Consider the following 21,844-nt stretch of genomic DNA (forward strand, 5'->3'; position numbering starts at 1 on the left):
AATATCCAGGAAGTTTCTTTCCGTCAAGGGAATGCACAGTAACCGCAGAAGGGGCCGCCACCGGCGCAGGGGAGGGGGGCGCGTCGGTGGCGGCGGGCTGTCGGCCGTGCCGCGGCGGAGAGGGTGGGTCGGCGTTCGCGGCCAGTCGCGAGGGGCCGACACCACGGCACGGGGACTCGTCCGGCAACCTGCGCGTTGGACGGAGCCGGCCCGCGCCGGGTTCCCGCGCGGGGCACGGCGTCGCCCGGACGGACCCCCGGTGGCGCGTGGCCGGGGGCGGGCGAGGCCCGGCTTCCGGGCCGGGCGTCCGGCCCGCTGGGGGAGGCGCACCGGCTCGACGAGGTGTTCACGCCCGTCCGGCCCCTGGACGTCCGGGACCGCTCCCCGGCCGACCGGCCATCATGCGGCCATGCCCGCAGTCGCCCTCCCCGGTTCCAAGTCCATCACCGCCCGCGCGCTGTTCCTCGCGGCCGCCGCCGACGGTGTCAGCACCCTCGTCCGCCCCCTGCGCTCCGACGACACCGAGGGCTTCGCCGAGGGGCTGACGGCTCTCGGCTACCGGGTGGGCCGTACTCCGGAGACCTGGCAGGTGGACGGCCGGCCGCAGGGACCCGCGCACGGCGAGGCCGACGTCTTCTGCCGCGACGGCGCCACCACCGCCCGCTTCCTGCCGGTGCTGGCCGCCGCCGGGCACGGCACCTACCGCTTCGACGCATCGCCGCAGATGCGCCGCCGCCCCCTCGGCCCGCTCACCCGCGCCCTGCGCGACCTCGGCGTCGATCTGCGGCACGAGGAGGCCGAGGGCCACCATCCGCTCACCGTCCGGGCGGCCGGGGTCGAGGGCGGCGAGGTCGTGCTGGACGCCGGCCAGTCCTCCCAGTACCTGACCGCGCTGCTCCTGCTGGGCCCGCTGACCCGTACCGGCCTCAGGATCCGGGTGACCGAGCTGGTCTCGGCGCCGTACGTGGACATCACGCTCGCGATGATGCGGGCGTTCGGCGTGGAGGTGACCCGGGACGGAGAGGTGTACGACGTCCCGGCCGGCGGCTACCGCGCCACCACCTACGCCATCGAGCCGGACGCCTCCACGGCGAGCTACTTCTTCGCCGCGGCCGCCGTCACCCCGGGCCGCGAGGTGACCGTGCCGGGCCTCGGCACGGGCGCGCTCCAGGGCGACCTGCGCTTCGTCGAGGTGCTGCGGCGGATGGGTGCCGAGGTGGAGATCGCGGCGGACCGGACGACCGTACGCGGTACGGGGGTGCTGCGCGGGCTCACCGCGAACATGCGGGATATCTCGGACACCATGCCGACGCTGGCCGCGATCGCGCCGTTCGCCTCCGGCCCGGTCCGCATCGAGGACGTGGCCAACACGCGGGTGAAGGAGTGCGACCGGCTCGAGGCGTGCGCGGACAACCTGCGGCGGCTCGGCGTGGGCGTGACGACCGGCCCCGACTGGATCGAGATCCAGCCCGGCACGCCCGCCCCCGGCACCGGGATCAGGACCTTCGGCGACCACCGCGTCGTGATGTCCTTCGCGGTGACGGGCCTGCGCACCCCACGTCTCACCTACGACGACCCCGGCTGCGTCCGCAAGACGTTCCCGCAGTTCCACGAGACGTTCGCGCGGCTCGCGGGAAACGGGGTGACCGGGCCGTCCGTCAGCACAGGATCCAGCCGGAGCTGGTCGACCCGTGCGACCCCACCGAGCCCCTGATCCACACACAGCGACGGCCTGCGTGGACCGTCACCGGGCCCGCGTGATGCCGGTAGAGGCCCTGGTCGACGACCGCCCGGCCGCCGCGGGCCTGGACGCTGACCGACATCGTCTGGGCGGGGCCGGGGTGCCGGGCCACGGTGACGGCGCAGATGTAGCCGTCGCGCTTGTACACGTGCGTGACCCCGCTGCTGAACGGCAGGGCCCGCACCTCCCGCCCGGCGCACCCGCCGGCCGTGCCCGCCTCGGCGGTGCCCGATGTCACGAGGCCGAGCACCCCGCTCGCGGCCAGCACAGCCGCGCCGAGCGCCAGGCGCCGACGTATCCCACCACTGTCCACTGTCGTCCTCCCCCGCATGCGGTCGCGCACCCGCGGATGCCGTACTGATGTACGGACGCGCGACGTATGTCGGATGGTTGCACGGCCGTCAGCGGCACGCGTCGACGGGGTCCTCGGAAACGTCCTCAGCGGGACGCGGTGACCGGCTCCTCGGGCTCGGGGCGGCCGATGAAGGTGCGCCACAGTCCGGCGTACCGGCCGTCGCGGGCGAGGAGCTCGTCGTGGGTGCCGTCCTCCACGACCCGGCCGTGGTCCATCACGACGACCCGGTCCGCGCGGGCCGCCGTGGTCAGCCGGTGGGCGACCACCAGCGTCGTACGGCGGCCCGCCAGGCGGTCGGTGGCCTGGTTGACCTGGGCCTCGGTGGCCAGGTCCAGGGCGGCCGTGGCCTCGTCCAGCAGCAGGATGTCGGGGTCGACCAGTTCGGCGCGGGCGAGCGCGATCAGCTGGCGCTGGCCGGCCGAGAGGTTACGGCCGCGCTCGGCGACCTCGTGCAGATAGCCGCCCTCCAGCGTGGCGATCATGTCGTGCGCGCCGACCGCCCGCGCCGCCGCCTCCACCTCGGCGTCGGTGGCCCCGGGACGGCCGTAGGCGATGGCGTCGCGGATCGTGCCCGGGAAGAGGTAGGCCTCCTGCGGAACGACTCCGAGGCGGTGCCGGTACGAGGCCAGGTCCAGGGCGCGCAGATCCGTGCCGTCGACCGTGACCCGCCCCGCGGTGGGGTCGTAGAAGCGCGCGACCAGCTTGACGAGGGTCGACTTGCCGGCGCCGGTCTCGCCGACGAAGGCCACGGTCTGCCCGGCGGGGATCGTCAGGTTAATGCCGGTCAGCGCCTCTTCCTCACCCGAGTACGCGAAGTGCACGTCCTCGAAGGCGATGCCACCTCGCAGGCAGGGGACCTCCAGGGGCTCGTCCGCCGACTTCGTGGACGTCGGTTCGCGCAGCAGTTCCTGGATGCGGCCCAGGGACACCGTGGCCTGCTGGTAGCCGTCGAAGACCTGGGAGAGCTGCTGGACCGGGGCGAAGAACAGGTCGATGTAGAGCAGGTACGCGACCAGGGCGCCGGTCGTCAGGGTGGCCGCCTCGATCCGGTGCGCGCCCGCGATGAGCACGCTCGCCGCCGCCACCGAGGACAGCAGCTGCACGAACGGGAAGTAGACGGATATCAGCCACTGGCCGCGGATGCGGGCGCTGCGGTAGCTGTCGCTGCGCTCGGTGAACCGCCGCCCGCCGTCCCGCTCGCGCCGGAACGCCTGCACGATCCGCAGCCCGGCGACCGACTCCTGCAGATCGGCGTTGACCGTCGAGACCCGTTCCCGGGCCAGTTCGTACGCCTTCACGCTGGCCCGGCGGAAGAAGAAGGTCGCGACGATCAGCGGGGGCAGCGTCGCGAAGACCACGAGGGCGAGCTGAGGGTCGATCACCAGCAGGGCGGCCATGATGCCGAAGAAGGTGACGACCGAGACGAACGCCGTGACCAGGCCCGTCTGCAGGAAGGTCGACAGGGCGTCGACGTCCGTCGTCATCCGCGTCATGATCCGGCCGGTCAGCTCCCGCTCGTAGTAGTCGAGCCCGAGCCGCTGGAGCTGCGCGAAGATCTTCAGCCGCAGCGCGTACAGCACCCGCTCGCCGGTACGGCCGGTCATCCGGGTCTCGCCGATCTGCGCGGCCCACTGCACCAGCACGGTCAGCAGCGCGACCAGCGAGGCGGCCCAGACCGCGCCGAGGGCCGACTTCGTCACGCCGGAGTCGATGCCGTGCCGGATCAGCACCGGCAGCAGCAGACCCGCGCCCGCGTCCACGGCGACCAGCAGGAGGCTGAGCAGGAGGGGCCCGCCGAAACCGTGCAGCAGGCGGCGCAGGCCGTAGGAGTCCTCGCGGCGCACCGCCCGGGCCTCGTCGACGTCCGGGGTGTCGGTGGCCGGCGGCAGCGCCTCGACCTGGGCGAGGAGCTGCGGGGTGGCCGGAGTGCCGGTCAGCGCCTGGTCCTTGGGCTCCCGGTCGCCGGTCCACAGCCGGGGGGTCACGCCCCGCTCGGCGTCGAACTCGGCGTCCAGCTCCTCGCGGACCGAGGTGTCCTCGCGCGGCGGGGCGGGCTCGGCGTGGCCCGGCGAGACCCCGCCCAGCTCGTCCGGGTCGGTGAGCAGCCGCCGGTACAGCGCACTGCGCCGCTGGAGCTCCTCGTGGGTACCGAGGTCGGCGAGCCGGCCGCCGTCGAGCACGGCGATGCGGTCGGCGAGGTTGAGGGTGGAGCGGCGGTGCGCGATGAGCAGGGTCGTACGGCCCTCCATGACGTGCTTCAGCGCCTCGTGGATCTCGTGCTCGACACGGGCGTCCACGGCCGAGGTGGCGTCGTCCAGGACCAGCAGGCGCGGGTCGGTGAGCAGGGCGCGGGCGAGCGCGACGCGCTGGCGCTGGCCGCCGGACAGGGTCAGGCCCTGCTCGCCGACCTTGGTGTCGTAGCCGTCGGGCAGCTCGGCGATGAAACGGTCCGCCTGGGCGGCGCGGGCGGCGGCCTCGATCTCCTCCCGGGTGGCGTCCGGGCGGCCGTAGGCGATGTTGGCGCGGACGGTGTCGGAGAAGAGGAAGGAGTCCTCCGGCACCAGCCCGATCGCGGCCCGCAGCGAGTCCAGGGTCAGCTCGCGGACGTCGTGGCCGCCGATCAGGACGGCGCCGTGGGTGACGTCGTAGAAGCGCGGGAGCAGCAGGGAGAGGGTGGACTTGCCGGAGCCGGAGGAGCCGACGACGGCCAGGGTCTCGCCCGGCCGGATCTCGAAGCTCAGCCCGTCCAGGACCTTGGATCCGCCGCCGTACCCGAAGGACACGTCGTCGAACTCGACGGTCGCGGGCGCGTCGGCCGGCAGCGTCTTCGTGCCGTCCTGCATCGTCGGCTCGGTGTCGATCAGCTCGAGGACGCGCTCGGTGCCGGCCCGGGCCTGCTGGCCGACGGTGAGGACCACCGCGAGCATGCGCACCGGGCCGACCAGCTGGGCGAGATAGCTGGAGAAGGCGACGAACGTGCCGAGCGTGATGTGCCCCCGCACGGCCAGCCAGCCGCCGAGGGCCAGCATGGCGACCTGGCCGAGGGCGGGGACGGCCTGCAGGGCGGGGGTGTACCTGCTGTTCAGCCGGATGGTGCGCAGCCGCCCGGCGAAGAGCCGGCGGCCGACCTCCCTGAGCTTCCCGGTCTCCTGCTCCTCCTGCCCGAAGCCCTTCACCACGCGGACGCCGCTGACGGCACCGTCGACCACGCCCGCGACGGCGGCGGCCTGGGCCTGGGCGTACCAGGTGGCGGGATGCAGCCTGCTGCGGCTGCGCTTGGCTATCGCGTACAGGGCCGGTGCCACGGCCAGGGCGACGAGGGTCAGCGGCAGCGACAGCCACGCCATGATCACCAGGGAGATCAGGAAGAGCAGGACGTTCCCGAGGGTCATCGGCAGCATGAAGAGCAGGCCCTGGATCAGCTGCAGGTCGCTGGTGGCCCGCCCGACCACCTGCCCCGTGGACAGCTCGTCCTGGCGGCGGCCGTCCAGGCGGGTGATCGTGCCGTACATCTCGGTCCGCAGGTCGTGCTGGACGTCGAGGGCGAGCCGGCCGCCGTAGTAGCGGCGGATGTAGGCGAGGACGTAGACGAGCAGGGCGGCGGCTACGAGAGCGCCGGCCCAGGGGCCCATGGAGCGGGTGTGGTTCCCGATGACGTCGTCGATGATCACCTTGGTGATCAGCGGGACCACGGCCATGACGGCCATGCCGGCGAGCGACGAGCCGAGGGCGAGGACGACGTCCTTCGGATACCGCCAGGCGTATGCGGCCAGACGTCGTGCCCATCCCCGTTGCGCTGCCACGCCGGTGCCTCCCTGTTGTCCTGCCCTACCGGAAGACACCAACGCCGGCGGATGCGGATTTCATCCCTCCGCAACAATCGGCACGCGCACCCTCAGGTAGAAGAACCGCGTCGTCTGGGCCGGGTTCTGGTTGTCGTCGCTCACCAGCAGGACCTTCAGACGGCCGGTGCGGTCACGCCCCGTGATCGTCATGCCCTCGATGTTGTCCAGCAGAGGGTTGGGCTGGGGCTGTCCGGCCGTGGCGCCGAGGCTCGGGCAGTCGGCGATGTCCGCCAGCAGGGTCTTGTCGGCCAGGTGGACGGAAGGCTGACCGGTCAGGTTCTCGATGCCGCTGGTGTCGGTCGCGTGGCGGAGGTCGGCCAGGTAGAGGCGGACGGTGTTGCCGACGCCGGCGGTGAAGCCGCGTTCCAGGACGAGGAGGCGGCCGTCCGGGGTGGCCCGCCCCTCGGGGACACCGAGGCCGGCGTCGGTGCGGTAGGCGTACTGGGCGGCGGGACGGAAACGGCCGTGGTGGCGGGTCCAGGTCTGGAAGCGGACGATCCCGGTGGAGTCGCCCGAGATCGCGTCCTCCATGGAGGCCAGCAGGGTGCGGCCGCCCGGCAGCAGGGTCAGGCCCTCGAAGGTCTGGTTGGCCGTGGCGCGGCCGGCCGGGGCGACGAGGAGGGGGGACGGGACCGGAAGCCGGTCGAGGATCCTGCCGTCGGCGGAGTAGCGGCGGACGGACGGCTCGGTCTCGGAGGTGATCAGCCGGGTGCCGTCCCGGTCGACGACCAGGCCCTCGGAGTCCAGGTCGGCGCCCTTCTCGTCGGCGAGGTGGACGGCCGCCCTCGGCTGAAGGGTCGTCGGGTCCAGGCTGAACAGGGACGAGCGGTCCTCCAGGGCCGCGATCGAGCCGTCCCGGTCCATCGCGAGGGCGGAGAGGTTGCCGACGAAGGTGCCGTCGTACGTCGTCTTGTCCAGCGCGTCGGAGAAGCGGTCGAGGGAGACGGCCGGCGAACAGCGGTGGCCGCTCGCGGAGTCGGAGGCGGTCGCGGGCCCGGCGGCGGTCACGGGGGTGACCGCCGCCAGGCCGGCGGTGAGGGCGGCGAGTACGGTTCTCAGGCGCATGCCGGTCACCGTAGGGCGGACGGGTGTCCGGCGGGAGTCCGCCCCGTGAACCGCCTCGTGCGGAGTCAGCCCTGCGGCGGCACCGCGACGAACGCCTCGCTGGGCCTGCTGGTCGGGGTGTAGACGGCCGTGCCGGGCGTGGTCGGCACCAGGTCCTTGTGGATGGCCCTGGCGACGTTCTGGATGGTCGTGACGCCGTAGTCCATGGTGCTGTCGTCCTGCGTCAGCACCGACATCACGTAGTCGTGGCCGGCGCCGTTGAAGGTGCCGAGGCTGTGCACCCGCCAGCCGTGCGTCGCGCGCTGCAGCCAGCCGTTCTTGACGTGCACGGAGACCGTGGAGGGAGCCCCGGCCGGGGTGCCCCAGCGCTGGTCGGAGACGACCTGGCCCATCAGCTTCAGGATGTAGGCGCGGGCGTTGTCGCTCAGCACACTGTTCCCGGCGGTGACGAGCTGGAGCAGCTTCTGCTCGTCGGTGACGTTCTCCTGGGTCAGGCCCCAGTAGCCGTCCGCGCCCGGCACGGTCTTCGTCATCCCGGCGGCGGCCAGGAAGCCCTTGATCTTCGTCAGGCCCAGCTGCTTCCACAGCGCGGTCGTCGCGTCGTTGTCCGACTGGGTGATCATGGCCTTGGCGAGCGAGGTCTCACGGTCGGTCAGATAGCGGTTGTGCTTCTTGGCGTCCCACAGCAGCGTGGCGAGCACGGTGACCTTGACGGTGCTGGCCGAGTCGTAGGAGCTGGTCGCGCGCAGGGTGCAGGTGGTGCTGGTGCTGCGGTCGTACAGACCGATGGCAACCGTGCTCGTGCGGTTCGCGAGGGCGGCCGTGATGTCCTTCTGCAGCTTGGCGGCGAGGCCCGCCTTGGCGGACGTGCAGCTGACGGCGGGCGGGGCCGCGGCGGCCGGGCCGGCGGCGGCCACGGTGGGTATGAGCACGCCGGCGCCGAGCGCTGCCGCCAGCACTCTGGCACGTCGGGTCATGCGGTGGGTCATGGAAGGGTCCCCCTGGGAACGTCGTCGTGGGCGCGACACCGGCGCCTGCTGGGGTTGACTCCTCGCGGCGGCCGGAAGTTGTACGCATGTTCCCAGGGCGGCAGTTCCAAGTGGCCGACGGGTGGCAGTGATTCGTTCATGCCGGGACAAAGGAAGGGTCAACCACCGGACTGGAGACGGCCGTTCGCGACACGTTCCCGTCGATACCGGACGTGCTGCCGCCGAACGGGCCCGCCCCCGTCCACAGCCTCCGGCCAGGTGCCCCACAGCCCGCGCCCATCGCCGCTCTGCAGGGTGCCCCGGCGGTGGCGGGGACGCCGGACGTGACCCGACGGCGGACAGGACCCCGTGTCAGACCCCACCGGTACTGTCGGGTCATGGCTGGACAGGTGGGGACCCAGACCGGTGAGCGGCGGCTCGCCGTGCTCGAAGGCGTGCTGGAGCGCGTCACGTACGCCAACGAGGAGAACGGCTACACGGTCGCCCGGGTCGACACCGGCAGAGGCGGCGGCGACCTCCTCACGGTCGTCGGCGCGCTGCTCGGTGCCCAGGTCGGGGAGTCCCTGCGGATGGAGGGCCGCTGGGGGTCGCACCCGCAGTACGGCAAGCAGTTCCACGTCGAGAACTACACGACCGTCCTGCCCGCCACCGTCCAGGGCATCCGGCGGTACCTGGGGTCCGGGCTGGTCAAGGGGATCGGGCCGGTCTTCGCCGACCGGATCACGCAGCACTTCGGGCTGGACACCCTCCGGATCATCGAGGAGGAGCCCAAGCGGCTCGTCGAGGTGCCCGGCCTCGGGCCCAAGAGGACCAAGAAGATCGCCGACGCCTGGGAGGAGCAGAAGGCGATCAAGGAGGTCATGCTCTTCCTCCAGACCGTCGAGGTCTCCACGTCCATCGCCGTGCGGATCTACAAGAAGTACGGCGACGCCTCGATCCAGGTCGTGAAGGAACAGCCGTACCGCCTGGCCGCCGACGTCTGGGGCATCGGCTTCCTCACCGCCGACAAGATCGCCCAGTCCGTCGGTATCCCGCACGACAGCCCGGAGCGGGTGAAGGCCGGGCTGCAGTACGCCTTGTCCCAGTCCGCCGACCAGGGTCACTGCTTCCTTCCCGAGGAGAGGCTGATCTCGGATGCGGTGAAGCTGCTCGCCGTCGACACCGGGCTCGTCATCGAGTGCCTCGCCGAGCTGGCCGAACCCACGGAGGACGGCGCCGATCCCGGTGTCGTACGGGAGAAGGTGCCCGGACCGGAGGGTGACGCCGACGAGCCCGTCACCGCCGTCTACCTCGTCCCCTTCCACCGCGCCGAGCTGTCCCTCTCCGCCCAGCTGCTGCGCCTCCTGCGGACCGGCGAGGACCGGATGCCCGCCTTCCGGGACGTGGACTGGGGGAAGGCCCTCGGCTGGCTGAAGGGCCGTACCGGCGCCGAACTCGCCCCCGAGCAGGAAGCCGCCGTCAAGCTCGCGCTCAGCGAGAAGGTCGCCGTGCTCACCGGCGGGCCGGGCTGCGGCAAGTCCTTCACCGTCCGCTCGATCGTGGAACTGGCCCGGGCCAGGCGGGCCAAGGTGCTGCTGGCCGCCCCGACCGGGCGTGCCGCCAAGCGGCTGGCCGAGCTGACCGGGGCCGAGGCCTCCACCGTGCACCGGTTGCTGGAGCTGAAACCGGGAGGGGACGCGGCGTACGACCGGGACCGGCCGCTCGACGCCGACCTCGTCGTCGTGGACGAGGCCTCCATGCTGGACCTCCTCCTCGCCAACAAGCTGGTCAAGGCCGTACCCCCGGGTGCCCATCTCCTCTTCGTCGGGGACGTGGACCAGCTGCCCAGCGTCGGCGCGGGCGAGGTGCTCCGGGATCTGCTCGCCGACGGCAGCCCCCTCCCCGCCGTCCGGCTCACCCGGGTCTTCCGGCAGGCCCAGCAGTCCGGCGTCGTCACCAACGCGCACCGGATCAACGCCGGGCAGCATCCGCTCACCGACGGGCTGCAGGACTTCTTCCTCTTCGTCGAGGACGACACCGAGGAGGCCGGGCGGCTCACGGTGGACGTGGCCGCCCGCCGGATTCCGGCCAAGTTCGGGCTCGACCCGCGGCGGGACGTGCAGGTCCTCGCGCCGATGCACCGGGGGCCGGCCGGGGCCGGTGTGCTCAACGGGCTGCTGCAGCAGGCCATCACGCCCGGGCGGCCCGATGTGCCGGAGAAGCGGTTCGGAGGACGGGTGTTCCGTGTCGGCGACAAGGTCACCCAGATTCGCAACAATTACGAGAAAGGGAAGAACGGTGTCTTCAACGGCACCGTCGGCGTCGTCACCGCGCTCGACCCGGTCGAACAGCGCCTGACGGTGCTGACGGACGAGGACGAGGAGGTTCCGTACGAATTCGACGAACTGGACGAACTGGCCCATGCGTACGCGGTGACCATCCACCGTTCGCAGGGGAGTGAATATCCCGCCGTGGTGATTCCCGTCACGACCGGAGCATGGATGATGCTCCAGCGGAACCTGCTCTACACGGCGGTCACCCGGGCCAAGCAGCTGGTCGTCCTCGTCGGTTCACGCAAGGCGATCGGACAGGCGGTGCGCACGGTGTCGGCCGGACGGCGGTGCACGGCCCTCGACTTCAGGCTGGCGTAACCGGCTCGTACGCCTGGCGGACGGCATCACGAAAAATGATCGATCAAATGAGTCGTGAAGGTCACAGAGCACTTCCAGATGCCGTTCGGAGGGGGCAGGATGAGCAGGTTGGCGGCACTGAGTGCCGCCGATAGGCCCAATGGTCGACCCCGAGTGCACTCTCCTGAGCCAAATGGGGGATGGTAGAGACAGTCAGGGCACCTCGAAGATGAGGCACTACGTCGGTGAGGGAAGACGTGAGCGACAACTCTGTAGTACTGCGGTACGGCGACGGCGAGTACACCTACCCGGTGGTCGACAGCACCGTCGGCGACAAGGGCTTCGACATCGGGAAGCTCCGCGCCCAGACCGGTCTGGTGACTCTGGACAGCGGTTACGGCAACACGGCCGCCTACAAATCCGCGGTCACCTACCTCGACGGCGAGGCGGGCATCCTCCGCTACCGCGGCTACCCCATCGAGCAGCTGGCCGAGCGTTCCACCTTCCTCGAGGTGGCGTACCTGCTGATCAATGGTGAGCTGCCCACCGTCGACGAGCTGACGACGTTCAAGAACGACATCACGCGGCACACCCTGCTGCACGAGGACGTCAAGAACTTCTACAAGGGCTTCCCGCGCGACGCCCACCCGATGGCCATGCTGTCCTCGGTCGTCTCGGCGCTGTCCACCTTCTACCAGGACAGCCACAACCCGTTCGACGAGAAGCAGCGCGACCTCTCCACGATCCGGCTGCTCGCGAAGCTGCCGACGATCGCGGCGTACGCGTACAAGAAGTCGATCGGCCACCCGTTCGTCTACCCGCGCAACGACCTCAGCTACGTCGAGAACTTCCTGCGCATGACCTTCTCGGTCCCGGCGCAGGAGTTCGAGCTGGACCCGGTCGTCGTCGCCGCGCTGGACAAGCTGCTGATCCTGCACGCCGACCACGAGCAGAACTGTTCGACCTCGACGGTCCGCCTGGTCGGTTCCTCGCAGGCCAACATGTTCGCGTCGATCTCGGCCGGCATCAGCGCGCTGTGGGGCCCGCTGCACGGCGGTGCCAACCAGTCCGTCCTGGAGATGCTCGAGGGCATCCGCGACTCCGGCTCCGGCGTCGACACCTTCATCCGCAAGGTGAAGAACAAGGAGGACGGCGTCCGCCTGATGGGCTTCGGCCACCGGGTCTACAAGAACTTCGACCCCCGCGCCAAGATCATCAAGGCCGCCGCGCACGATGTGCTCTCCGCGCTGGGCAAGGAGGACGAGCTCCTCGACATCGCCCTGAAGCTGGAGGAGCACGCGCTGTCCGACGACTACTTCGTCGAGCGCAAGCTGTACCCGAACGTCGACTTCTACACCGGTCTGATCTACCGGGCCATGGGCTTCCCGACCGAGATGTTCACGGTCCTGTTCGCCCTCGGCCGCCTGCCGGGCTGGATCGCCCAGTGGACCGAGATGATCAAGGAGCCGGGTTCGCGCATCGGCCGCCCGCGCCAGATCTACACGGGTGTCGTCGAGCGCGACTTCGTGCCGGTCGAGGAGCGCTGACACCTGCCGGTGGGGGCGCCGCTTCGGTGGTGCCCCGGCACTGGAGTTGTTGCCCGGGGTTTCGCCGGGGCGTTCGCCCGAGAGGTTGCCGCTGCCGGGAGCGGGCGGCTGGGCCGGTCGCGGCCGGTCGCGCGGCTCCCCGCGCCCCTTGGGTGCGGGCCCGGGCGCATGGCCGTAGGAACGTAAAAGGCCGTAGGAACGTAAAAGCGGAAGGCGCCCTGTCGCCGGTCCCCCCACGGGCCGACGATCAGGGCGCCTTCCCATGTCCCGGTGCGGATTCCCCCCACGGGATCCGGCCGGGCGCTCGGAGAGGACAGCGCCTGAATCGCTGTCTGTGAGCAGAATGAGCAAAACTCGTCCTGCCCCAGTGATGTGGTGCGATCTGCCGGGACAACACACGCTGGGAGGGCCGCTCAAAGCTTCCCGGTGTGCGTGCCCCGGCAACGCATCTCTGAGGAAGTCCCCCAAGACATCCCCAGATGCCGACCGACGCCCCCCAAGACGCCGAACCGACATCGCCAACTTAGACCTTCGAACCCCTTCGATGGTTACGTTCGCATCACTGTGATCTGCGTCTCTTGCATATGTCCCTTAGGTGCGCAAGAGCCCCGATACGGCGATCGAGGCTCAAGCGTAAGGATGATGCGCGAGCCTTGTGAAGAGCTTATGTGAGGCTCGCGCAGGACTCTAGAGGGTCTCTTGCCTCAGCTGCCGGTGAACCGCCGGTAACCCCGCGGTACTTCAGCGGAACCGGCGCAGCCGCAGACTGTTGGTCACCACGAAGACCGAGGAGAAGGCCATCGCCGCGCCCGCGATCATCGGGTTGAGCAGCCCGGCGGCGGCCAGCGGCAGCGCGGCCACGTTGTAGCCGAAGGCCCACACCAGGTTGCCCTTGATGGTGGCCAGCGTCCGCCGGGACAGCCGGATGGCGTCGGCGGCCACGCGCAGGTCCCCGCGCACCAGCGTCAGATCGCCGGCCTCGATCGCCGCGTCCGTGCCGGTGCCCATGGCGAGGCCCAGGTCGGCGGTGGCGAGCGCGGCGGCGTCGTTGACGCCGTCGCCGACCATGGCCACGGCCCGCCCCTCGCGCTGCAGCCGCCGTACGACGTCCACCTTGTCCTCGGGCAGCACCTCGGCGAACACGTCCCCGGCGTCGATGCCGACGGTGCGCGCGACCGCCTCGGCGACCGTACGGTTGTCCCCGGTGAGCAGCACCGGCCGCAGGCCCAGCGCGCGCAGTTCCCGTACCGCCTCGGCGCTGGTCTCCTTGACCGCGTCCGCGACGGCGAGGACCCCGCGGGCCTGCCCGTCCCAGCCGGCCACGACGGCCGTACGCCCCTCCTGCTCGGCCTCGCGTGCCGCGCGGGCCAGCTCCTGCGGCAGCTCGTCGTACAGGCGCCCCACGGCCACCTCACGGCCGTCCACGCGCCCGCGTACGCCCCGCCCGGGGACGTTCTCGAAGTGCTCGACCGGCGGCAGCTGCCCGGCGCGTTCCTCGGCGCCGGCGGTGATCGCGCGGGCGACCGGGTGCTCGGAGGCGTGTTCCAGGGCGCCCGCGAGCCGCAGCAGCTCCTTCTCGTCCTCGCCGCCCGCGACGTACACCGCCTGGAGGGTCATCCGGCCGGTGGTGACGGTGCCGGTCTTGTCGAGGACGACCGTGTCGACGCGGCGCGTGGACTCCAGGACCTCGGGGCCCTTGATCAGGATGCCGAGCTGGGCTCCGCGGCCGGTGCCCACCATCAGCGCGGTCGGCGTGGCGAGCCCCAGCGCGCAGGGGCAGGCGATGATCAGGACGGCGACGGCGGCGGTGAACGCGGCGGCCGTGTCACCGGTGACGCCCAGCCAGACGCCGAAGGTGGCGAGCGCGACGAGGATGACGACCGGGACGAACACCGCCGAGATCCGGTCGGCGAGCCGCTGCACCTCGGCCTTGCCGTTCTGCGCGTCCTCCACCAGCTTCGCCATCCGGGCGAGCTGGGTGCCGGTGCCGACCCGGGTGGCCTCGACGACCAGCCGGCCGCCCGCGTTGACCGTGGCGCCGGTGACCCGGTCGCCGGGCCCCACGTCCACCGGCACCGACTCGCCGGTCAGCATGGACGCGTCGACTGCGGAGACGCCCTCGACCACCGTGCCGTCGGTGGCGATCTTCTCGCCGGGCCGTACGACGAACCGGTCGCCCACGGCCAGATCCGCCACCGGAACGCGCACCTCAGCGCCGCCCCGCAGCACCGCCACGTCCTTGGCGCCCAGCTCCATCAGGGCCTTCAGGGCCGCCCCGGCGCGCCGCTTGGAGCGGGCCTCCAGGCAGCGGCCGAGCAGGATCAGGGCGACGACTCCGGAGGCGACCTCCAGGTAGATGGTGGAGGCCCCGTCCATGCGGGAGGCGGTGAAGCGGAACTCGTCGTGCATGCCCGGCATGCCCGCGTCGCCGAAGAACAGCGCCCACAGCGACCAGCCGAACGCGGCCAGCGTGCCGACCGAGACCAGGGTGTCCATGGTGGCGGCGCCGTGCCGGGCGTTGGTCCAGGCGGCCCGGTGGAAGGGTGCCCCGCCCCAGACGACGACGGGCGCGGCGAGGGTCAGCGAGAGCCACTGCCAGTTGTCGAACTGCAGCGCCGGGATCATCGCGAGCAGGACCACCGGCGCGGCGAGCAGCGCGGAGACGAGCAGGCGGTGGCGCAGGGCGCCGAGTTCGGGGTCCTGCCCGGGGGCGTTGGGTGCCGTCTCGGGTTCGGGCTCGGGCGGCGCGGGCTCCTCGGCGGTGTACCCGGTCTTCTCCACGGTGGCGATCAGGTCGGCCACCTGGACGCCCTCACCGAAGGCGATCCTGGCCTTCTCGGTGGCGAAGTTGACGGTGGCGCTGACGCCCTCCATCCGATTGAGCTTCTTCTCCACCCGGGCGGCGCAGGAGGCGCAGGTCATCCCGCCGATGAGCAGCTCGACCTCGGCGGTTGTGCCCGTGGCTATGGCTGTCTCTGCGGTGGTGCTGGTCATGTCCGGACTCCAGACATCGGACCGGACCGTGCGGATCCAGTATGAGCTGGTCGGCGCGGCCCGGTCGGGGAAGGGGTGGTGTTCAGGCCCTGCCGGCCAGCTCGAAGCCGGCCTCGTCCACGGCGGCGCGCACGGCTTCGTCGTCCAGCGGGGCGTCGGAGACGACGGTCACCTCGCCGGTCGACGCGACGGCCTTCACCGAGCTGACGCCGGGGATCTCGGAGATCTCACCGGAGACGGAGCCCTCGCAGTGGCCACAGCTCATGCCGGTCACCTTGTAGACGGTGGTGACGGAGCCCGGGGTGTCGGTGTGGGCGGTCATGTCGTTACTCCTCGTCGAGGCGTGTGGGGCCGGTGGGGTCCACGGGGGGAGCCCCACGCTGTTCACACTATACCCCTAGGGGGTATTTCTCCAAGGAGTGTCCCGGCGAGCCAGTGAGCACGCCCACCCGACGCCCGCCAGGCCGACCAGCGCCAGTCCGCCGACCGAGAACAGCGTGAAGAGGTGCTCCTGCCCGGGGCTCGGCCGGACGAGGTACCCCTGGGTGAACAGCCGTCCCTGTATTCCGGTGCCCGTCAGCCGGGCGGCCATCCAGATCGCGATGCCCTGGGTGGAGTCCCACAGTGCGTGCAGCAGGGAGACCCCCAGGCCGGTGCCGATCATCGGCGCGGCGAACCGGAAGTGGCCGTTCAGACGGCGCCGGGACAGCAGCACACCCCCGGCGATCGCGGTCCACAGGCCGTGCCCGAAGGGGGCGAGCACCCCGCGCAGGAACTCCGTCTCCAGCAGTGCGCGCAGCTCGATGCCCTCGGCCGAGACGGCCGCGGTGAAGGCGTACCCGACGCTCTCCAGGGCCGCGAAGCCGAAGCCGACGGCCGCGCCGAGCACCAGCCCGGCGCGCAGTCCGCGGATGCCCGGCTGCCGGCGCAGCACGAACACCAGTGCCGCGAGCTTGGCCGCCTCCTCGATCAGGCCGGCCCCGACGAACATCCCGGGGGAGGGGCGCAGCAGATACGACCCGGTCAGCGAGGCCCCGGGCGCACCGAGGGCCCCGCCCGCCAGGAAGCAGCCGAGGATCGCGCTGACGCCCAGGTCGCGGCCGTGCCGCTCGTACGCCCACAGGACGAAGGCGACCGGTACGAGAAAGCCGCCGAGCAGGATCAGCGTGGGCAGCAGTGCGCCGTTCGTCTCGAACGTGACCCACGCGGTCAGCGCCCACACGGCGAACCCGCCGCCGAGACAGCGCCGCCACAGACCGGCGGGGATACGGGGGTAGGGCGGTGGGGGCTGCTGCGGGCCGGGTATGCGGGCCTTGGGCGTGCCGGGAGGCGGGGAGTGGCTCACGGGGGTCCCCTCGGACAGCTGCTGGGCGTTTTATCCGCACTCTAGGCAGATGTGCCGTGAGTCGCAGTCCGGGTGATTCCCGGGACGGCCCTTCCGGGACGGCGGCCCGGGGACCACCGCTCCGGGGCCGCCTCCGGCGTCACCCGGGGCCGAGCCGGTCGCCCACCAGCGGTTCCAGGTAGCGGATCAGGACGTCCTTGATCTCCTGGACATAGGCCGCCCGCTCGGCGCCCTCATGGGCGAGGACCAGTTCCAGGCCGGCCTTGTAGACACCGAGGCAGACATGCGCCGTGCGGGTGATGTCGGCCTGGGCGGCGCCGGGCATGAGCGAGGCGAGCAGGCCCTCGATCCGGCCGAGCACGGTGGTGTGCAACTGGTCGTGCTGCTCGGCCATCCGGCCCGGGACGTCGGGGCCGTGCATCAGCGCGAAGAACACCGGGTGCTCGGTGTTGAAGGTGATGAACCGGTCGACGGCGGACCCGATGGCCTGCTCCAGCGGGGTGGCCGGGTCGACGGGGCCCAGCGCCTCGCCGTAGGCCGCCCGCATCCCGTGGACGAGCCGGTCGCCCAGCTCGATCGCGATCGCCTCCTTGTTCGGGAAGAACTGGTAGAGGGTGCCCGGCGAGACGCCGGCCTCGCGGGCGATGGCGTTGGTGCTGGCGGCGGTGTAGCCGGTGGCGCAGAAGACCCGGGCGGCCGCTTCGAGCAGCTGGGCGATACGGCGCTCCCCGCGGGCCTGTCGGCGACGGGGCTGCTCCTTCTCCCGCGGCTGCTCCTTCTCCGAGGTGTCGGACACGCGTTATCCCCAGCTCTCCAAAGGTCATTGACAAACGCGAGCGGTCGCTCGCATTCTTGTGAAACGCGAGCGATCTCTCGTGTTTGCCAGTTTATGGCAACGACTCCTCCGTGCCGTCTGTCCGTGCGGGCACGGGTCGTGGTGAAGGGGACACCGCAAGATGACCGAAGTCAACACGCCACCGCGGACAGAGGAGGGGGCGCCGGCGCAGACACCGCCCCGGACCGGCCGCTACACCCGCCTCGTCACCGCACGCCCACGCCTGTCACTGCTGGTGGCCCTGCTCCTCACCGCACTCGCTGTGCTGGCCGGCAGCGGGGTCGCGGACCGTCTGAGCAGCGGAGGCTGGGAGGACCCGGCCGCCGAGTCGACGTACGCGGCCAAGGCCCTGGAGCGCGAGTTCCCCGACTCCCAGCCGAATCTGCTGCTCCTGGTCGACTCGGGCCGCGCCCCGGTCGACGATCCGGCGGTCGCCGCCGAGGCCCGCGACCTGGCCGGCCGGCTGGCCGGCGAGAAGGGCGTGACCGGTGTCGGCTCCTACTGGCAGAGCAGGTCACCGGCCCTGCGCGCCAAGGACGGCCACGAGGCGCTGATCGCCGCGCGCATCACCGGCGACGAAACGGCGATGGGCAGGACGCTCGACCGCATCGCGCCCCACTACCGGGGCGCGCACGGCCCGGTCCGGGTGAAGCTCGGCGGCATCGTCGCCGTCCGGCACGAGATGCAGACGATCATCAAGGAGGACCTGACGCGCGCCGAGCTGATCGCCCTGCCGATCACCCTCGTGCTGCTCGTGATGGTCTTCGGCAGCGCCGTCGCCGCCCTGCTGCCGCTCGGCATCGGCATCGTCGCCATCCTCGGCACCAACGCCGTCCTGCGCGGACTGACGGCCTTCACCGACGTCTCCGTCTTCGCACTGAACCTCACCACGGCCCTCGGGCTCGGCCTCGCCATCGACTACGCCCTGTTCATCGTCCGCCGCTACCGCGAGGAACTGTCCACGGGCGCCGACCCGTTGACCGCGGTCGGCGCGACCCTGCGCACGGCCGGGCGCACGGTGCTCTTCTCCGCCCTCACGGTGGCGGTGTCCCTGGCCGCCATGATGGTCTTCCCGCAGTACTTCCTGCGGTCCTTCGCCTACGCCGGCATCGCCGTGGTCCTGCTCGCCGCGGCCGCGGCCCTGATCCTGCTGCCGGCCGCGCTGGTCCTGCTCGGCCACCGGGTCAACTCCCTGGACCTGCGCCGCCTGCTGCGCCGGCGCCGCGGTCCGAAGCGTGCCGAGGGGGCGGCCTGGGCACGGACCGCCGGCCTGGTGATGCGCCGCGCCCCGCTCTTCGCGCTCGGCACCACCGTCCTGCTGGTCACCCTCGGACTGCCCTTCCTGGGCGTGAGGTTCGGCACCGCCGACGACCGCCAGCTGCCCTCGACCGCCGAGTCCCACGTGGTGCAGGTGCACATCCGGGAAGGCTTCCCGGGCAGCCCCGGCGGTGGTCTGGAGGTCCTCGCCGAGGGCAGGGCCACCGAGTCCCAGTACGCCGCGTACAAGCAGCAGGTGGCCGCCCTGCCCGGGGTGGTCCGTGTCGACGGGCCGCTGGTCAGGGGGGACTCCGCCTACTTCACGGTGCAGGCGGAGGGAGAGGCCGTGGACGAGGCGGCCCAGCACCTGGTCGGCGATCTGCGCGCGCTGCACACCCCCTTCGGCACCAAGGTGACCGGCACGGCCGCCGTCCTCGTCGACACCAAGCACGCGATAGCCCGGCGCCTGCCCTGGGCGGCCGCGTTCATCGCCGTCGTCACCCTCCTGCTGGTCTTCCTGCTCACCGGAAGCGTGCTGATACCCGTGCAGGCCGTGGTGCTCAACGCGCTCAGTTTGACCGCGATGTTCGGCGCCGTGGTCTGGGTCTTCCAGGACGGCCACCTGTCCGGGGCCCTCGGCTTCACCAGCTCCGGTTCCATCGAGACCACCCTGCCGGTGCTGATGTTCTGCGTGGCCTTCGGGCTCTCCATGGACTACGGCGTGTTCCTGCTCTCCCGCATCAAGGAGGAGTACGACCGCACGGGCGACCACGACACGGCGGTACGGCACGGGCTGCGGCGCACGGGCGGACTGATCACCGCGGCGGCGGTCATCCTCGCGGTGGTGATGGTCGCGATCGGCACGTCCCGGGTGACCAACACGAAGATGCTCGGCCTGGGCATCGCGCTCGCCGTACTGATGGACGCGATGGTCGTCCGGAGCTTGCTGGTACCGGCGATCATGCGGTTGACGGGCAGGGCCACGTGGTGGGCACCGGGGCCCCTGCGGCGCCTGCACGAATGGTTCGGTCTGAGCGAGGGCGGCGAAGACACGCCCCGCGGGGGCGCGGGAGCGGCGGCGGGTGCGGCACCGGGCGCCGGGGTCACGGTCGAGCCGTGGAACCGAGAGCGGCCCACTCCCGGTCCAGGATCGACATGATCACCTCGTCGGCCCAGACTCCGTCCCGCTGCTGGACCTCCCGCCGTACGCCCTCGACCACGAAACCGACCTTCTCGTAGACCCGCCGGGCCCGCGCGTTGTGGCCGTACACCTCCAGCTGGACGCGGTGCAGGCCGAGTTGCTCGAAGCCGTAGCCGACGATCAGCCGGGTCGCCTCGGTGCCGATGCCCCGGCCGCGGCCCCCAGGGCCGACGAGCGTGCGGAAGGTGCAGTTCCGGGTTGCCGGGTCGTAGTCGTACAGGACGACCTCGCCCAGGACCTCGCCGGTCTCGGGGTCCGTGACGGCGAGGTCGAGGCGGTCGGGGGCGGTGGCCCGGGAGCCGTACCAGAACCGCAGCCGTTCCCGGGTGAGTTCGGTGGACGACTCGTAGGTGAAGCGGATGACCTCGGGGTCGGCGATGATCTCGCCCATGATGTCGGCATCGTCCTCGGTGAAGGGCCTCAGGACGGTCTTCTGGCCGGTCAGGGTGGGTTTGACGGAGAAGTTCATGGCGTGACTGTGCCCCATCCGGCAGATGGGGCGCAGCCGATTTGCGGTGCGGGTCAGTCCGGCCGGCGGCCGCGGTTGCCGGGCCGGGAGGCGACCCAGGCGCGGACGGTGTCGGCGTACCAGTAGGGCTTGCCGCCCTCCACGTGGTCGGGCGGGGGCAGCAGCCCGTGCTTGCGATAGGACCGTACGGTGTCCGGCTGCACTCTGATGTGCGCCGCGATCTCCTTGTACGACCAGAGCCTTTGGTCGGTCATGAGTTGCACCTCCCTGCGCGCGCCGCAGCGGCGACCGGGGGCGGTCGTCGGGGGAGCCGGGCGCTGCGCTGGCGATCACCAAGCCTGTGTCCGGTGAACGACGCGGAGTGACCGCAGGACAGTGCCTGTCGAGATGGTGTGACGCACAACCGGCGTACACGGGACATGTGTGACACACGCGTGGTGTTTGTGACACAGCCGCCGCAAAGGGCGTACGCCGGGGCGGCGGCGGGTCGCGTTGGTTTCGCGGCGGTCCGTGAGCGGCTGAACCGGTCGTCGAGAACCCGCCGGCCGATGACGGGCCGGGTCCGCTGCGTCAGACCCGGCCCGCCGGCTCCCCCGCGTCCTCCGGCGGCCGCTTCCCCCGGGGGGCCTCTCGGACCGGACCCGCTTGGCGCCGGAGGCCCCCGCTTCCCGCGGGACCCCCGAAGGCCGGACGATCAGCGTGTCAGGCCCTGCCCGCGCGGGTCTTGGAAAAAAGCGCACCGCGGTCGGAGGTGAGGAGGAGTCCGGCCGGCTCGCCCGCCAGCCGGTCGGTCACCGCGTCCGCGGCCGGCAGCCGCCGGGCCGCCAGGAACTCCCCCGGGGTGCAGCCCGTCATGCTCTTGAAGTCGCCGCTGAAATGCGCCTGGTCGTAGTAGCCGCACATCGCCGCGGTCTCCGCCTGACCGTGCCCCGCGGCCAGCAACCGCCGCGCCCGTTGCAGCCGCAGCACCCGTCCGGCCGCCTTGGGGGACAGTCCGATCTGCTCCCGGAAGCGGTTCTCCAGGTGCCGCACGCTCCAGCCCACCTCCTCGGCCAGCCGGGGTACCGGGACCGTGCCGGCGCCGCGCCGCAGCAGCGACCAGGCGTGCACCACCCGCTCGGACACGGGCACACCCGGGCGGAGCCGCTCCAGCAACACCCGGTCGAGCAAGGCGAACCGCTCCGGCCAGCCGGGCAGGGCGGCGAGGGCTCCGGCCAGTCGGCCGAGGCCCGGGTCCAGCTCGTCCAGGCCGGCCGAGCGGTTGGCGAGTTCGTACTGCTCCGTGCCGAACAGGGCGAACGCGGTCCACGGTTCCAGCAGCACCTCGATCCCGGACAGCCGGCCGCCGTGCTCACCGAGGGCGGGGGTCGTGGTCAGCCCGTTGACCACCGAGACGAGCGAAACCGGGGCCCGCCCCGCCCGGCTGATGCGCACCGGCTGCTCGAAGCCCAGCAGCAGGGTGGCGGCCGCGATCGGCGTCTCCAGCCGACGGCGTGGCCGATCGAGGGCCATGCGTATCCCGCGATAGCTGATCACCCCGGGCCGCAACGCCGGGTGGGGCCAAGCGGGCACGATCTCCCACACGCCACCAT

General features: G+C 71.7%; 15 protein-coding genes. 4 read left to right on the plus strand and 11 right to left on the minus strand.

Annotated features, from left to right (window positions below; translation table 11 throughout):
• Nucleotides 1-409: 409 nt before the first annotated feature.
• The gene (gene aroA / locus ACWC94_RS03780) at nucleotides 410-1,714 is read left to right on the plus strand and encodes a 3-phosphoshikimate 1-carboxyvinyltransferase (protein ID WP_450794750.1); all 1,305 of its coding nucleotides are present in this window, start codon (nucleotides 410-412) and stop codon (nucleotides 1,712-1,714) included.
• Here aroA and ACWC94_RS03785 read toward each other — a convergent pair.
• From ACWC94_RS03785 to ACWC94_RS03800, 4 genes are all read right to left on the minus strand, one after another.
• Nucleotides 1,659-2,054 carry a hypothetical protein gene (locus ACWC94_RS03785; RefSeq protein ID WP_450794751.1) on the minus strand — a complete coding sequence of 132 codons (396 nt, stop codon included), beginning with the start codon at nucleotides 2,052-2,054 and terminating at the stop codon, nucleotides 1,659-1,661. The genes aroA and ACWC94_RS03785 overlap by 56 nt on opposite strands.
• Before the next feature lie 125 nt (nucleotides 2,055-2,179).
• Nucleotides 2,180-5,899, minus strand: a complete 3,720-nt coding sequence (locus ACWC94_RS03790) for an ABC transporter ATP-binding protein (RefSeq protein WP_450794752.1) — start codon at nucleotides 5,897-5,899, stop codon at nucleotides 2,180-2,182.
• A gap of 60 nt (nucleotides 5,900-5,959) precedes the next feature.
• Nucleotides 5,960-7,006 carry an esterase-like activity of phytase family protein gene (locus tag ACWC94_RS03795; protein ID WP_450794753.1) on the minus strand — a complete coding sequence of 349 codons (1,047 nt, stop codon included), beginning with the start codon at nucleotides 7,004-7,006 and terminating at the stop codon, nucleotides 5,960-5,962.
• A 65-nt stretch (nucleotides 7,007-7,071) separates the two neighbouring features.
• The gene (locus ACWC94_RS03800; protein WP_450794754.1) at nucleotides 7,072-7,995 is read right to left on the minus strand and encodes a serine hydrolase; all 924 of its coding nucleotides are present in this window, start codon (nucleotides 7,993-7,995) and stop codon (nucleotides 7,072-7,074) included.
• Between the two features lie 377 nt (nucleotides 7,996-8,372).
• On the opposite strand from ACWC94_RS03800, the gene recD2 reads away from it, so the two are divergent.
• Both recD2 and ACWC94_RS03810 read left to right on the plus strand, forming a co-directional pair.
• Complete coding sequence (gene recD2 / locus ACWC94_RS03805; RefSeq protein WP_450794755.1) at nucleotides 8,373-10,625, plus strand: SF1B family DNA helicase RecD2; 2,253 nt, start codon at nucleotides 8,373-8,375, stop codon at nucleotides 10,623-10,625.
• Between the two features lie 236 nt (nucleotides 10,626-10,861).
• On the plus strand, nucleotides 10,862-12,151 hold the full coding sequence (locus ACWC94_RS03810; RefSeq protein WP_450794756.1) for a citrate synthase: 1,290 nt from the start codon (nucleotides 10,862-10,864) through the stop codon (nucleotides 12,149-12,151).
• Between the two features lie 741 nt (nucleotides 12,152-12,892).
• Here ACWC94_RS03810 and ACWC94_RS03815 read toward each other — a convergent pair.
• From ACWC94_RS03815 to ACWC94_RS03830, 4 genes are all read right to left on the minus strand, one after another.
• Nucleotides 12,893-15,145: a heavy metal translocating P-type ATPase gene (locus ACWC94_RS03815; RefSeq protein ID WP_450794757.1), complete on the minus strand. Its 2,253-nt coding sequence runs from the start codon at nucleotides 15,143-15,145 to the stop codon at nucleotides 12,893-12,895.
• 82 nt (nucleotides 15,146-15,227) lie between these two features.
• The gene (locus tag ACWC94_RS03820; protein ID WP_450794758.1) at nucleotides 15,228-15,467 is read right to left on the minus strand and encodes a heavy-metal-associated domain-containing protein; all 240 of its coding nucleotides are present in this window, start codon (nucleotides 15,465-15,467) and stop codon (nucleotides 15,228-15,230) included.
• A gap of 75 nt (nucleotides 15,468-15,542) precedes the next feature.
• The gene (locus ACWC94_RS03825; protein ID WP_450794759.1) at nucleotides 15,543-16,490 is read right to left on the minus strand and encodes a PrsW family intramembrane metalloprotease; all 948 of its coding nucleotides are present in this window, start codon (nucleotides 16,488-16,490) and stop codon (nucleotides 15,543-15,545) included.
• A gap of 139 nt (nucleotides 16,491-16,629) precedes the next feature.
• On the minus strand, nucleotides 16,630-17,286 hold the full coding sequence (locus ACWC94_RS03830) for a TetR family transcriptional regulator (RefSeq protein WP_450794760.1): 657 nt from the start codon (nucleotides 17,284-17,286) through the stop codon (nucleotides 16,630-16,632).
• Nucleotides 17,287-17,446: 160 nt separating this feature from the next.
• Here ACWC94_RS03830 and ACWC94_RS03835 point away from each other — a divergent pair, with 160 nt between their 5' ends.
• Nucleotides 17,447-19,741, plus strand: a complete 2,295-nt coding sequence (locus ACWC94_RS03835) for an MMPL family transporter (protein ID WP_450794761.1) — start codon at nucleotides 17,447-17,449, stop codon at nucleotides 19,739-19,741.
• Here ACWC94_RS03835 and ACWC94_RS03840 read toward each other — a convergent pair.
• The 3 genes from ACWC94_RS03840 to ACWC94_RS03850 all read right to left on the minus strand — a co-directional run bounded on the left by ACWC94_RS03840 (nucleotide 19,686) and on the right by ACWC94_RS03850 (nucleotide 21,764).
• Nucleotides 19,686-20,252: a GNAT family N-acetyltransferase gene (locus ACWC94_RS03840; protein WP_450794762.1), complete on the minus strand. Its 567-nt coding sequence runs from the start codon at nucleotides 20,250-20,252 to the stop codon at nucleotides 19,686-19,688. The genes ACWC94_RS03835 and ACWC94_RS03840 overlap by 56 nt on opposite strands.
• 53 nt (nucleotides 20,253-20,305) lie before the next feature.
• Nucleotides 20,306-20,506, minus strand: coding sequence for a helix-turn-helix transcriptional regulator (locus ACWC94_RS03845; RefSeq protein ID WP_351217265.1), 201 nt, complete (start codon nucleotides 20,504-20,506; stop codon nucleotides 20,306-20,308).
• Nucleotides 20,507-20,954: 448 nt separating this feature from the next.
• The gene (locus ACWC94_RS03850; RefSeq protein ID WP_450795014.1) at nucleotides 20,955-21,764 is read right to left on the minus strand and encodes a helix-turn-helix domain-containing protein; all 810 of its coding nucleotides are present in this window, start codon (nucleotides 21,762-21,764) and stop codon (nucleotides 20,955-20,957) included.
• Nucleotides 21,765-21,844: the final 80 nt, after the last annotated feature.

This window comes from Streptomyces sp. NPDC001135 (assembly GCF_053598395.1).